At 59.1% G+C, this 12,739-nt stretch carries 12 protein-coding genes; 7 read left to right on the forward strand and 5 right to left on the reverse strand.

Features of this window, described 5'->3' with window-relative positions; all coding sequences use genetic code 11:
- Window positions 1-242: 242 nt before the first annotated feature.
- The 4 genes from efeB to CKV94_RS00610 form a co-directional block, all read right to left on the reverse strand.
- Entirely contained in the window at window positions 243-1,538 is a 1,296-nt protein-coding gene (gene efeB / locus CKV94_RS00595; RefSeq protein WP_035580114.1) for an iron uptake transporter deferrochelatase/peroxidase subunit, read from the reverse strand.
- 249 nt (window positions 1,539-1,787) lie between these two features.
- On the reverse strand, window positions 1,788-2,981 hold the full coding sequence (efeO, locus tag CKV94_RS00600; RefSeq protein WP_003823032.1) for an iron uptake system protein EfeO: 1,194 nt from the start codon (window positions 2,979-2,981) through the stop codon (window positions 1,788-1,790).
- Between the two features lie 25 nt (window positions 2,982-3,006).
- Window positions 3,007-3,861, reverse strand: coding sequence for an iron uptake transporter permease EfeU (gene efeU / locus CKV94_RS00605; RefSeq protein WP_003823033.1), 855 nt, complete (start codon window positions 3,859-3,861; stop codon window positions 3,007-3,009).
- A gap of 185 nt (window positions 3,862-4,046) precedes the next feature.
- Window positions 4,047-4,475 (reverse strand): hypothetical protein, encoded by a 429-nt coding sequence (locus CKV94_RS00610; RefSeq protein ID WP_050754436.1) that lies wholly within the window; start codon window positions 4,473-4,475, stop codon window positions 4,047-4,049.
- A gap of 107 nt (window positions 4,476-4,582) precedes the next feature.
- Here CKV94_RS00610 and prmB point away from each other — a divergent pair, with 107 nt between their 5' ends.
- The 5 genes from prmB (at window position 4,583) to CKV94_RS00635 (ending at window position 9,041) form a co-directional block, all read left to right on the forward strand.
- Window positions 4,583-5,482: a 50S ribosomal protein L3 N(5)-glutamine methyltransferase gene (prmB, locus tag CKV94_RS00615; RefSeq protein WP_035580116.1), complete on the forward strand. Its 900-nt coding sequence runs from the start codon at window positions 4,583-4,585 to the stop codon at window positions 5,480-5,482.
- A 136-nt stretch (window positions 5,483-5,618) separates the two neighbouring features.
- A complete protein-coding gene (gene thiE, locus CKV94_RS00620; RefSeq protein WP_003823038.1) occupies window positions 5,619-6,239 on the forward strand; it encodes a thiamine phosphate synthase in 621 nt (206 codons plus the stop codon).
- Between the two features lie 123 nt (window positions 6,240-6,362).
- Window positions 6,363-7,109, forward strand: a complete 747-nt coding sequence (rlmB, locus tag CKV94_RS00625; protein WP_003823039.1) for a 23S rRNA (guanosine(2251)-2'-O)-methyltransferase RlmB — start codon at window positions 6,363-6,365, stop codon at window positions 7,107-7,109.
- Window positions 7,110-7,286: 177 nt separating this feature from the next.
- Window positions 7,287-7,862, forward strand: coding sequence for a UbiX family flavin prenyltransferase (locus CKV94_RS00630; protein ID WP_003823040.1), 576 nt, complete (start codon window positions 7,287-7,289; stop codon window positions 7,860-7,862).
- A 219-nt stretch (window positions 7,863-8,081) separates the two neighbouring features.
- Entirely contained in the window at window positions 8,082-9,041 is a 960-nt protein-coding gene (locus CKV94_RS00635; protein ID WP_003823042.1) for a cation diffusion facilitator family transporter, read from the forward strand.
- Between the two features lie 187 nt (window positions 9,042-9,228).
- On the opposite strand, the gene CKV94_RS00640 is transcribed toward CKV94_RS00635, so the two are convergent.
- Window positions 9,229-10,359 carry an anhydro-N-acetylmuramic acid kinase gene (locus tag CKV94_RS00640; protein WP_003823045.1) on the reverse strand — a complete coding sequence of 377 codons (1,131 nt, stop codon included), beginning with the start codon at window positions 10,357-10,359 and terminating at the stop codon, window positions 9,229-9,231.
- Window positions 10,360-10,533: 174 nt separating this feature from the next.
- Here CKV94_RS00640 and CKV94_RS00645 point away from each other — a divergent pair, with 174 nt between their 5' ends.
- Window positions 10,534-11,316 carry a hypothetical protein gene (locus tag CKV94_RS00645; protein WP_003823048.1) on the forward strand — a complete coding sequence of 261 codons (783 nt, stop codon included), beginning with the start codon at window positions 10,534-10,536 and terminating at the stop codon, window positions 11,314-11,316.
- Window positions 11,317-11,347: 31 nt separating this feature from the next.
- Window positions 11,348-12,736 (forward strand): argininosuccinate lyase, encoded by a 1,389-nt coding sequence (gene argH, locus CKV94_RS00650; protein ID WP_003823050.1) that lies wholly within the window; start codon window positions 11,348-11,350, stop codon window positions 12,734-12,736.
- The last annotated feature ends 3 nt before the right edge of the window (window positions 12,737-12,739 follow it).

Below are 12,739 nucleotides of genomic sequence, written 5' to 3' on the forward strand. Positions count from 1 at the left end.
GAAGAACCAACGCTGTAGCGAAAGTTAAGTTGGCCTGCTTTAGATGAAACATTGCTTCGGTGCGCCGAGGCTACCTGAACAAGACAAAACCCGTTTGCACAAGCAGACGGGTTTCATTTTTCAGGTAGCCTCAAATATTCAGTGGCTATATCGAAGTATGGACGGCTCATCCGCTTTCTTGCATCGCTGCAAGCCAGGCTCAAGCCAATATCGTTTTGTGGACAAGCTATCCGTACATTCAATCACGCCAGCACATTGGCCAACAGGCTCTGTCCGAGGTAGCCACCCTTCTCCGCGCCGGGTAGGGTGAAGAAGTAGCCGCCGCCAAATGGGCTGATGTATTCCTCCAAAGGCTCAAAGTCGAGCAGTTTCTGCACGAAGATGAAGCCATCATCGAGGTTGGCCTGGTAGCAAATGAAGATCAGACCCACATCGAGCTGGCCGGCTTTGGAGAGGCCGCGCGAATAGTCGAAGGGGCGGCGGTAGAGCAAATGCCGTTTCATGAATTCGGGATCGCGGGTATTGGCAAGCCGCATATGGCTGTCGGTGGGCATGGTTTTACCTTCGGGGTCGGAGGCGTAGTTGGGAATATCGCCTTCATTTTTCATGCCCAGCGGGGCGCCGCTGTATTTTTCGCGACCAAAGATGGTTTGCTGTTCTTGCAACGGTGTTCTATCCCAAAATTCTACGAAATGGCGGATGAGGCGCACAGCTTGGTAGCTGCCGTTTTTGGCCCAGGCCGGTTCGTCTTTGCTGTTTTCAGCCACGCCGCTCCACACTACAGCATCGGCGGTTTCGGGCTTGGATACATCGGGATTGCCGGATCCGTCGCGGAAACCGAACAGGTTGCGGGCGGCCAGCGCACCGGGCTCGGCCTTGGGCAGGAAGCCGTCGATGCTCCAGCGGATAACGGCAAATTGAGCGGTGTTTTTAATCAGGTCGCGCAGGGCGTTTTGGCAGGTTTCGGGGCTGAAGGCGCAGATTTGGATGCTGATGTCGCCGTCGCACCATTCGCTCTGCAGTTTGTCGTTGGGGAAGTCTTTCATTTCCTGCAGATGCTTGGGCTTGTGCGGAGCGAGGCCGAAACGTTCGTCAAACAGGCTGTTGCCCACGCTGAGCGTGATGGTGAGGCCGTCGGGTTTGATGACCTTGCCGAGGATGCCGCTGCCCTGCGGGGGGAGTTTGGAATCGCCGTCTTGCAATTCGCCGCCTTTGGTGAGGAAATCGGCGCGGGCAGTGATGGCGCGGAAGAGGTGTTCGAGTTCTTTGGGAGTTTTAGCCAGCACGTCGAAGGCGGCCATGATGGCGAATTGTTGGTGGGGCGTGGTAATGCCGGCTTGGTGTGTGCCGTAGAAGGGGAAGCTCTGATCGGAATGGTGCTCGGCGTTGCTGCCGCCGTTTTGTGCTGTACCGCCTTCACCACCTTGGCCGCTGCTATTCAAACCGCAGGCAGCCAGCCCGGCGGCCGCAGCACCAACGGCGAGGCCTTTGAAGAGATTGCGTTTGGACGGGGATTGGGGGTGTTCGTTGTGACTCATGTTTTTCTCCTGCCGGGAGTAGGAATGGGTTGTTTGGCAATATACGCTGTTTTGATGAGTGATTATAGTGGATTAAAATAAAAATGATACCAGGCGGCGATCCGCAAGGCGTACAGGTAGTACATCTAGGCGAGCCAACGCCGTAGCATTGCGATTTTCATCCACTATAAATTTTCAGGTAGCCTCTATGCTGAATACAGGCTACCTGAAAATCTTTCATCCAACTAAATCAAACACGATGGCTTGCATTTAGTTCAAACCGAGAATACCGCGCAATTTAGCCAAATCTTCGGCCAAGGCGTTAATCGGTGCCTGCAGGTTTTTACGGTCGGTTTCGCTGAGTTTGTCGTAGGGCTGGAAGCCTTTCTCGGTGCGGTATTTGGCGAGGATGTCGGTTACCTGTTTGAAGTTGGCATCGGTTTTATCCAACAGGGCTTGGTCTTTCTCGGCAATCATCGGGCGGAACAGCTCGATGATTTTCTGCGCACCCTCTACGTTGGCTTGGAAGTCGCTCAGGTCGGTGCGGCTGTAGCGGTCTTCCTCACCGGTAATCTTGCTGCCTGCCACTTCTTCAATCAGCGTGGCGGCGCCGCCCACCACTTTGCTCGGCGGGAAGGTGAGGATGTCGATTTCCTGTTTCAGCTTCTGCACGTCGGCCAGGAGTTTGTCGGCAACGGGCTCCATGCCCTTGGTGGTATTGAGTGCCCACAAAGAATGTTCGATGCGGTGGAAGCCGCCGAAGCCTTCGTCTTTCTCGCCGAGCTTGAAGTCGTCGGCGCGGGAGTCGATGGCGGGGTCGAGCTCGTTAAACAGCTCGGCAATCGGCTCGATGCGCTCGTAGTGGGTACGCACGTCGGCAAACATGGCTTTGGCATCTTCGGTGCGGCCGGCCTTCACGGCTTCTACGAAAGCCGTGGTTTTGGTCACCAGCTGGGCGGCTTCGTTTTGCACGTAAACTTTATAGTCGGCCAAAGGTTTGGCCAGTTTTTCCATATTGGCTTCACCGGCCGCTTCTTTGAAGCCGCTGTCGGTTACCACCAGTTTGCCGCGCGGGTTGTTCAACAGGCCGCAGGTCATTTCGTATTCGCCCGGCAGCAGGGTAACGGTCATTTTGTCGCTCAGACTGGGGGCGATGTTTTCACGCTCGTCCACCACCATCACGCCCTTGAGGATTTCCCACTCCAGCTTGCGGGTGCTGTTGTTTTTGATGTTGAACACCACCTGGCCGCTGGGCACGGTGAGCTCCATCGGGTCGCAGGCGTGGTCGTTTACCGCAATATTGAAGCTGCCGTCGGCATTGGCAGTGGCGGCTGCGCCGGAAGCGGCAGAAGCACTGGAAGCACCGGAAGCGGGTGCGGCGGGCTGTTCGGCGGCCGGCGGCTGGCAGGCTGCCAAGCCGAAAGCGGCCAATACGGCCAAGGCGGTAATATTCAGTTTCTTCATAATTTAACCTTTCAGATGCAAAAAACTAGCTGGTTTGGGAAGGTGCGGCAACCGGCTTGCTGCCGCGCAAAAACAAAAACAACACGGGAATCAGATAAGCGAAATAAAGAATAAAATCAGACAACACCGGGTGGTCGGTATAGCCGAAGAAACCGCCGAGCAGCACGCCCAGCGGGCTGTCTTCATGCAAAACGTGCGACCAATCCAGCGGCGTGTGCGAAGACCAATCAAACGGATTCACCTGCCACACATTCCATACGCCCGCCTCATGCAGTGCGCGGAACGCGCCGGAAGTGAGGCCGGCGGCCACAAAAATCAGGAAAACGCCCGTCCAGCGGAAAAAACGCGCCAGGTTGATGCGCACCCCACCCTGATAAATCAGCCAGCCCACCACAGCCGAAGCGGCCAGCCCGAGCACTGCACCCAGCGGCATGGCCGCCGTGGGGCTTTGGTTGAACACCGCCAGCAGGAAAAACACGCTCTCCATGCCTTCGCGCGCCACCGCCAAAAAGGCCATGCCCACCAGCGCCCAGCCATGCCCGTTGCCGCGGTTGAGCGCATCGCTCACCGACTGCTGCAAATGCTGCTTTATCGACTTGGCCGCCTTCTGCATCCACAGCACCATATAAGTGAGCATCGCCACGGCCACCAAGCCGATCACGCCCACCACAAACTCTTGCTGCTTCTGCGGAATTTCGCCTGTTTTTTTATAAATAAACCAACCAGCAAACAGGCACATTGCCGCTGCCAGCACTACGCCGAGCCACACTTTCGGCATCATATGCCGATAGCCGCCCTGCTTCAAAAAGCCGGCCACAATGCCCACAATCAAAGCCGCTTCGATGCCCTCGCGCAGCATAATCAAAAAAGCAATCAGCATCGCCGGCCGCTCCTTACAAAATTCATATTCGGTCGATTATATCCTTGCAGCAGAGCAAAATGCAAACAATTTCTAATTAGATTAAATGAATATTTACTTATAAAATAATTATATGATTAGCAATAAAAAATCGGCTCCCAACAATCTATTGGAAACCGAATATAACCAAACTGATAAAAACCACCCTACCACCAATACGGATAATACGGCCGATACATCATCCACTCCAACTCACGCCGCCGCTCGCGCCGCTCCAACATTTCCAGCTGCTGCCGATACACCAGATTCTCCCAAGCCATCCGATAACAAGCCTGAAAAGACGGCTCCGCAATCCGCCGCCGGTATTCACGCTGCAACTTAGGTTTCTCGGCATCCGCCACCCCCAAGTAATCCTCCTGTTGCAAAGCCAACAGCTCAGCCGTGCGCCGGTCGCACTGCGCTGCCAGCGCCACCGCCGTCTGCTTCATCTCCCGCTCCCTTGCCGCCTCATAGGCCGCACGCTGCTGCGGCGTCATCGCACAGCCCGCCAGCAGCAGGCCGGCAAAGGCTACCTGAAAAAGTTTCGCCAACATCATCTCCTCCTTAAACCAATGTTTAAGCAACAAATTAATCATACACCATTCCATAGCCGCCACAAACCGCCCCACCAAATTTTCAGGTAGCCTCACCCGCCAATCCGTTATAATCCCACCCCTTACCATTTCATAAACACGCCAACACCATGTTTGCCCAAGCCCGCCAACACCTCCGCACCCCGCGCGACCTCCTGCGCTTTTGCACCAGCCGCTTCAACCAAGCCCGCCTCAGTTTCGGCCACGGCAGCGATAACGCCCACGATGAAGCCGCCTATCTCATCCTCCACACCCTCGTCCTCCCGCTCGACACCCTCGAGCCCTATCTCGATGCCGCGCTCCTGCCCGAAGAAATCGACGCCGTGCTCAGCCTGGCCGAACGCCGCGTCAACGAACGCCTCCCCATGCCCTACCTCACCCGTCAAGCCTGGCAGGGCGACTTCGAATTTTATGTAGACGAACGCGTGCTTATCCCCCGCTCCTTCATCTACGAACAACTCGGCGAGCCCATCGCCCCGTGGACAGGCGACAGCCACTCTATCCACCGCGTGCTCGACCTCTGCACCGGCAGCGGCTGCCTCGCCATCCAAGCCGCCTGCCACTACCCCGAAGCCCAAGTCGACGCCGCCGACCTCAGCCCCGAAGCCTTGGAAGTGGCCGCTATCAACGTGGCCAACTACGGCCTAGAAGAGCGCGTCCGCCTGATTCAAAGCGACCTCTTCGCCAACCTTTCCGGCACTTACGACCTCATCATCTCTAACCCACCCTACGTAAACGCCGAAAGCGTCGCCGCCCTGCCCGCCGAATATCTGCACGAACCCGAAATGGCACTCGGCAGCGGCGAAGACGGCCTCGACGCCACCCGCCAAATCCTCCAACACGCCCCCCGCTTCCTCAATCCACGCGGCGTATTGCTGGTGGAAATCGGCCACAACCGCGAAGCCCTCGAAGCCGCCTTACCCCAGCTCCCCTTCTTCTGGCCCGAACAAAGCGACGGCGGCAGCAGCGTTTTCCTGCTCACCCGCGAGCAATTATTGGGCGAAGAGTAGGCAAAGCCTACCGTCTCCCATCCATCACAAAAGGCTACCTGAAAACTCCAATCCATTTTCAGGTAGCCTTTTCCATCCCGGCCATCAGCGGCTGCGTTATAATAGCCACCCCGCAACCACCCGCAGGTAGCCCGCTATGCAACCCTTTCCCCCTGTCGTCCGCCCCCTCAAATTCTACGCCGTAGTGCCCGATGCCGATTGGGTGGCGCGCATGGTCGAGGCCGGCGCAGACACCGTGCAACTGCGCAGCAAACACCTCACCGGCGAAGCCCTGCGCCGGGAAATCCGCCGTGTCATCGCCGCCACCCGCGATTCACACAGCCAACTTTTTATCAACGACCACTGGCAGCTCGCCCTCGAAGAAGGCGCCTACGGCGTGCACCTCGGCCAAGAAGACATGGACAGTGCCGACTTCGCCGCCCTCGCCCGCGCCGGCATCCGCTTGGGGCTGAGCACACACGACGAAGCCGAAATGGCCCGCGCCTTGGCCGTTCAGCCCAGCTACGTGGCCTGCGGCGCCGTATTTGCCACCAACACCAAAGCCATGCCCACCGAACCGCAGGGACTGGACAAACTGCGCCGCTACGTGCAGCAGGCCGGCAATACCCCCACTGTGGCCATCGGCGGCATTACGCTGGAAAACGCGCCCGCCGTGCTCGCCACCGGCGTGTCCTCGCTGGCTGTGGTCAGCGCCGTCACCCACGCCCCCGACCCTGCCGCCGCCGTGCGCGCCTTCCAAAAATTGTGGCCGGAATAAGGCCGTACACCATGCGGCCATCCGCAAGCGAAAGCTGCCGCGTAAATTAAACCCCGATATCCAAAAGGCTACCTGAAACCGCATCCGCTTTTTCAAGTAGCCTGCATCACGAAAGCAAACCATATGTCCAACCGCCGCCTGATCTACGGCTTCCACGCAGTCAACGCCCGCCTATGGCAAAACCCCAAAAGCCTCACCGAGCTCTACGCCCTATCCGGCCGCCACGATACCCGTATGCAGCAGGCCTTAGAAAAAGCCGCGCAGGAAAATATTCCCGTCCACTTCGTGGAAGCCGCCCGCCTCGATAATCTGTGCCGCCACGCGCGCCACCAAGGTATCGCCGGCTTTATCGACGCTTCGCACAACCACGTCCACCTCGACGACGTGCTCGACAACCTTACTGAGCCGCCGCTGCTGCTCATCCTAGACGGCATCACCGACCCGCACAACCTCGGCGCCTGCCTGCGCGTGGCCGACGCCATGGGTGTGCACGCCGTAATTGCGCCGAAAAACCGCAGTGTCGGCTTGAATGCCACCGTTAGCAAAGTGGCCTGCGGCGCCGCCGAAACCGTGCCCTACATCGCCGTTACCAACCTCGCCCGCACCCTGCGCGAGCTCAAAGAGCGCGACATCTGGATAGTGGGCACCGACATGGGCGGCGAAGCTGACTTGTTCCACTACGACATCCCCGCCGCCGTGGCCTGGGTGATGGGCAACGAAGGCGAAGGCATGCGCCGCCTCACCCGCGAACACTGCGACGCACTGGTGTCTATCCCCATGCTCGGCACAGTGGAAAGCCTGAACGTTTCTGTGAGTACCGGCATGGTGCTGGCCGAAACCCGCCGCCAGCGCGCGCTGAAGGCCGGTTGAAGCAGTTTCAGGTAGCCTGACCATCCGGGCTACCTGAAAGCCCGGGCTTTCGTGAAGCTAAAGCACCTCCCCAACGATACCCTGCACAGGCAACTTATTCCGCCCTCCCCCATAACTTTCAGGTAGCCCATCCCAAAGGCTACCTGAAAACCAAAATCCAACCACCAACAAAACCCCATGCCCACCCAACGCCTCATCCTCGGCATCAGCGGCGCCGACGGCTTCCAATACGGCCACAAAGCCCTGCAACTGCTGCAAAACGCAGCCGATATCGAAACCCACCTCGTGATTTCCGAAGGCGCGGAGCACACCTGCCGCCACGAAACCGCGCACCGCATCGAAGATATTGCCGCGCTGGCCGACGTGGTGCACCCCGTCCGGAACCTCGGCGCCGCCATCGCCAGCGGCTCGTTTGAAACCGCCGGCATGCTGGTGGCCCCCTGCTCCATGCGCAGCCTCGCCGCCATCGCCCACGGCCTGGGCGACAACCTGCTCACCCGCGCCGCCGACGTTACCCTCAAAGAGCGCCGCCGCCTCGTGCTGATGGCGCGCGAAACCCCGCTCAACCTCGCCCACCTCGACAATATGCGCCGCATCACCGAAATGGGCGGCATCATCTTCCCGCCCGTGCCCGCCCTCTACCTGCGCCCGCAAAGCATAGACGAACTGCTCGCCCACAGCGTAGGCCGCGCCCTCGGCCTGTTCGGTATCCGCATTCCCGATTTGCCCCACTGGAATGGTGGTACGCCTTGAAATGGGAAACCGCCTGCACAATCTGGCAAAAGGCTACCTGAACATACCGGCAGCCATGCAGCCGGATATTTCAGGTAACCTATGGGACAAGCAAGTAGATGAACTCTTGCTACTACAGTTTATACTTCTCCGGCTACCTGAAAGCCCGTGGGCATAAATGCCCGCCCCTATTGCCCTGCCTATTTTTCAGGTAGCCCCAATCCAGCCCAAGGAGTGCCCATGTCCTTCCACACCCACGAACACAACCATGCCCACGCCCACAGCACCAACACCCGCATCCTGCGAGTATCGCTGGCCGTGATTGCCGGCTTTATGTTGGTGGAAGCGGCGGCAGGCTGGCTCAGCGGCAGCCTCGCGCTCTTGTCGGACGCGGGGCACATGTTTTCCGATGCCGCCTCGCTCGCCCTCGCCCTGTTCGCCTTCAAATGGGCGGAAAAGGCCGCCAACTCGCAGAAAAGCTACGGCTATCAACGCGTGGAAATCCTAGCCGCCGCGCTCAACGGCCTCACGCTGGTGGTGATGGCGGCATGGATTGTGGTCGAAGCCGTTATCCGCGCCTTCCAGCCCGTGCCCGTGGCGGGCAGCGCGATGCTGGCGGTGGCCGTGCTCGGGCTCTTGGTGAACCTGTTTATCGCTTGGTATATGTTGCGCGGCGAGAAGGACAACCTGAACATGCGCGGCGCGTTTTTGCATGTGGTGGGCGATTTGCTCGGTTCCGTTGCCGCAGTAGCAGCCGGCCTGCTGATACAGTTTTACGGCTGGAACTGGGCGGACTTGGCGGCCAGCGCGGCAGTGGCGCTGCTGATTGGCAAAAGCGGCTGGGGCGTGCTTTCAGGTAGCCTGCACATCCTGATGGAAGGCACGCCCAAAGGCACGGACTTGGTGAAAATTGCCGAAGACATTCAGAAAATCAACGGCATATTTGGCATACACGACTTGCATGCCTGGACGATTACCAGCAAGAAACACGCTATGTCCTGCCACATCATCGTGCGCGGCGACCTAACCGTGGCAGAGGCCGCCGTCTTGGCGCAACAAGTGCAGGCAACGGTGCAAAAACACGGCATCAGCCACATCACGGTGCAAACCGAGCCCGCCGATACCGGCACCGTATGTTGCCAGGCATGCGAACAGCCTACGCATGAAGGCGAACACCCCCATAATGAGAATCCAGAATAGATTAGGCTTAACAGCAAGCTATATTTCGTTCCATGTGCCATATAAGCTTACGCTTACCACTCACTCTACCCTTCTTTTCAGGTAGCCTGTCTCCGTCAGGTTACCTGAAAACATATGCATGCACGAAATGAACGAATACCAAGCGTTTCGATGTACCTGCCACCAAAACTTCCCTCTCATCACAAACTCACGCGCAATGCCAAGCGCCGAGGATATAGGGCTGTTTCGCGCCGGTGGCGGCGTGGGGGTTGCCCGGCTCGTGGCACACGCGGCAGGCGGCGAGCCAGGCGAAGGCGGCGGCTTCCACCCATTGCGGCGGCAGGTTTAGCTCGTCGGTGGTGGCGGTGCGGATGCCGAGCGGAGCGAGCCTGCCGGAGAGCTCGGCCATCAGCACGGGGTTGAACACGCCGCCGCCGCAGGCAAACACTTCGCGTACGCCGGGAGCATGGGCGGCAATGGCGTCGGCAATGCTTTGTGCGGTGAGGGCGTTGAGGGTACGCACGATATCGGCGGGGGCGTAGCCGCTTTCCAATAGTGATGTGTTAGTTTCGCTGTTTTTCAGGTAGCCTTGCAGCCAATCGAGGGAAAACAAATCACGGCCGGTGCTTTTCGGCGGGGTGCGGTGGAAATAAGGGTGTGCCAGCAGGGTTTGCAGCAGCTCGGGAATAACGCGGCCGCTGCGGGCAAGGGCGCCGTCCCGGTCGCAGGTTTGGCCGAAACGGTGCTGCATATAGGCATCGGCCAGCATATTGCCGGGGCCGGTGTCGAAGCCGCTGGCATCGGCATGCGGTTGCAACACGCTGATGTTGGCAATGCCGCCGATATTGAGCACCACGCGGCCATACTCCGGGCTGCCGAACACGGCCTGATGGAAAGCGGGCACGAGCGGCGCGCCTTGGCCGCCGCCGGCCATGTCGCGGCGGCGGAAGTCGCCCACGGTGTCGATGCCGGTAAGCTCGGCCAAGAGCGGCAGGTTGATGAGCTGCACGGTGTAGCCGTGCTCGGGGGCATGGCGCACGGTTTGGCCGTGCGCGCCGATGGCGGCGATATCGCGCGGGGCAAGCTTTTGCTGCGCCAGCAGGCCATGCACGGCTTGAGCGTTGAGCGCGGCCAACTCTTGCGCGAGCATTTCGCTGCGCTGGATTTCGTTGCCGCCTGGGTTTTGCAAATCCAGCAGGCGGCGGCGCAAATCATCGCTATAGGGCACGGCAAAATGGCCGAGTGCGCCCTGCCATTGGGTGCCATCGAAGGCGGCCAGCACGGCATCTACGCCGTCCATGCTGGTGCCGGACATCAGGCCGATATAGTATTGGGTCATGGTGCAAACTATGTGGAAAAGACGGCGGCATTATATAGCGAACGGCAGCTGTTTTCAGGTAGCCCCATTGGAGGATTGGACTATAATGCCCGTGCTGCTTTCAGGTAGCCTCCGCCGCGATAAGGCTACCTGAAACACTATTTTTACGCTTTGCAGTATTTAAGGACGCCCCCCATGAGCCATTATTCCGCTATCGGCTTCCATGCTATCGACAGCAACGACGAGCTGAACGACCTCATCCGCCAGGCCCTGCGCACGCTTGCCGAAAATGAGGTCGACACGGAAGAGCACTCTTCCGAAGCCGAGCCTTCCGACAACTATATGGTGTATTCCGATCCCAGCGGCGCCCAGTTATGGCTGGGCTTTTCAGACGATGACAGCCTGCTCTGCGCCGAACCCTATTTTTCAGGTAGCCTGCACACCGTAGGCATAGATGCCGTATTCTCCAGCGGCTATGGCGACGGCACAGGCTCAGTGCAGGCCTGGATGAACGGCAGCGAATGGAAAGACGGCGAAAGGCTGGGCGGCAGTTATCCTTTCGTGTTTGACACCCCCGATTTGGCCAGCTTCCCCGAGCACTCAGAAAGCACCAGCTGCCAAATCCGCCTGTGTGCCTTTGCCGAAGAGGCTGATATTTTTGCCGATGAAGCCGCATTTGAAGCGCAACAAGACCCTGAACTGCCATTAAGCAGCACATTCTTCACCCCGTTGGGTATGTTTCAATCTTCAGATGGTGCGGAAAACCAAGCCAAAGCGAGCGCATGGTTTATCGGCACTGTCCGCACTACCAAAACACGCCGCAACGAATTATCCGGCAACAATTTCTACTGCTGCCTGATCGAAACCCACGGCGGCACGCTGCAAGCGGTATTCCCAAGCGATATGTCGGAGCATGCGCCGCAAACCGGCAATGTCATTAGTGGCAAATACTGGCTAACCGGGCGCCTGGCAGCCTAAAAATTTACTTTACCCAATAGAAGGAAACTCCATGAGCAAGCAAAAAACCTGGTCCGGCCGTTTCAACGAGCCCGTGTCCGAACTCGTCAAACAATACACCGCCTCCATCAACTTCGACCAACGCCTCGCCCGCCACGACATCCAAGGCTCGCTCGCGCACGCGCAGATGCTGCACGAAGCCGGCGTGCTCTCCGCGCAAGATTTGGCCGACATCCAGCGCGGCATGGCCGAAATCCAAGCTGAAATCGAAGCAGGCAGCCTGCAATGGTCGCTTGATTTGGAAGACGTACACATGAACATCGAACGCCGCCTCACCGACAAAATCGGCGACGCCGGCAAACGCCTGCACACCGGCCGCAGCCGCAACGACCAAGTCGCCACCGACATCCGCCTGTGGCTGCGCGACGAAATCTCCACCATCCGCCGCCTGATTAAAGACCTGCAGGCTGCCCTGCTCGATTTGGCCGAACAAAACGCCGCCACCGTCATGCCCGGCTTCACGCATTTACAGGTCGCCCAGCCCGTCAGCTTCGGCCACCACCTGCTCGCCTATGTGGAAATGTTCGGCCGCGACGACGAACGCATGGCGGACTGCCGCCGCCGCACCAACCGCATGCCGCTGGGCGCCGCCGCGCTGGCCGGCACCACCTTCCCCGTCCGCCGCGAAACCACCGCCGCGCTGCTGGGCTTCGAGCAAATCTGCCAAAACTCGCTCGATGCCGTGTCCGACCGCGACTTCGCCATCGAATTCACCGCCGCCGCCTCGCTGGTGATGGTGCATTTGAGCCGCCTGTCCGAAGAACTGATTTTGTGGATGTCGCCCCGTTTCGGCTTTATCGACATCGCCGACCGCTTCTGCACCGGTTCCAGCATCATGCCGCAGAAGAAAAACCCCGACGTGCCCGAACTCGTGCGCGGCAAATCCGGCCGCGTCATCGGCCACCTCACCGGCCTGATTATGCTGATGAAATCCCAGCCGCTGGCGTATAACAAAGACAATCAGGAAGACAAAGAGCCGCTGTTCGACACGGTGGACACGCTCATCGACACACTACGGATTTACGCCGACATGATGCGCGGCATCACCGTGAAGCCCGAAGCCATGCGCGCCGCCGTGCTGCAAGGCTTCGCCACCGCCACCGATTTGGCCGATTATCTGGTGAAAAAAGGCCTGCCCTTCCGCGACAGCCACGAAGCCGTCGCCCAAGCCGTGCGACACGCCGAACAGGCAGGCTGCGGGCTGGAAGACCTGCCGCTCACCGTGCTGCAAGGCTTCAGCACATTGATTGAAAACGACGTTTACCAAGTGCTCACCCCCGAAGGCAGCCTGAACGCCCGCAACCACTTAGGCGGCACCGCGCCGGAGCAGGTGAAGTTTCAGGTAGCCCGTTGGCGGGAGCTGCTGGCGGCAGATGCGTAACAG

This window comes from Eikenella corrodens, assembly GCF_900187105.1.
In the GTDB taxonomy this organism is placed as follows: Bacteria; Pseudomonadota; Gammaproteobacteria; order Burkholderiales; family Neisseriaceae; genus Eikenella; species Eikenella corrodens.

Coding starts and splice junctions, on each gene's coding strand:
- efeB (WP_035580114.1), bottom strand. CDS start 1,538: ATGAGTCACAACGAACACCCCCAATCCCCGTCCAAACGCAATCTCTTC.
- efeO (WP_003823032.1), bottom strand. CDS start 2,981: ATGAAGAAACTGAATATTACCGCCTTGGCCGTATTGGCCGCTTTCGGC.
- efeU (WP_003823033.1), bottom strand. CDS start 3,861: ATGCTGATTGCTTTTTTGATTATGCTGCGCGAGGGCATCGAAGCGGCT.
- CKV94_RS00610 (WP_050754436.1), bottom strand. CDS start 4,475: ATGATTAATTTGTTGCTTAAACATTGGTTTAAGGAGGAGATGATGTTG.
- prmB (WP_035580116.1), top strand. CDS start 4,583: ATGTTTGCCCAAGCCCGCCAACACCTCCGCACCCCGCGCGACCTCCTG.
- thiE (WP_003823038.1), top strand. CDS start 5,619: ATGCAACCCTTTCCCCCTGTCGTCCGCCCCCTCAAATTCTACGCCGTA.
- rlmB (WP_003823039.1), top strand. CDS start 6,363: ATGTCCAACCGCCGCCTGATCTACGGCTTCCACGCAGTCAACGCCCGC.
- CKV94_RS00630 (WP_003823040.1), top strand. CDS start 7,287: ATGCCCACCCAACGCCTCATCCTCGGCATCAGCGGCGCCGACGGCTTC.
- CKV94_RS00635 (WP_003823042.1), top strand. CDS start 8,082: ATGTCCTTCCACACCCACGAACACAACCATGCCCACGCCCACAGCACC.
- CKV94_RS00640 (WP_003823045.1), bottom strand. CDS start 10,359: ATGACCCAATACTATATCGGCCTGATGTCCGGCACCAGCATGGACGGC.
- CKV94_RS00645 (WP_003823048.1), top strand. CDS start 10,534: ATGAGCCATTATTCCGCTATCGGCTTCCATGCTATCGACAGCAACGAC.
- argH (WP_003823050.1), top strand. CDS start 11,348: ATGAGCAAGCAAAAAACCTGGTCCGGCCGTTTCAACGAGCCCGTGTCC.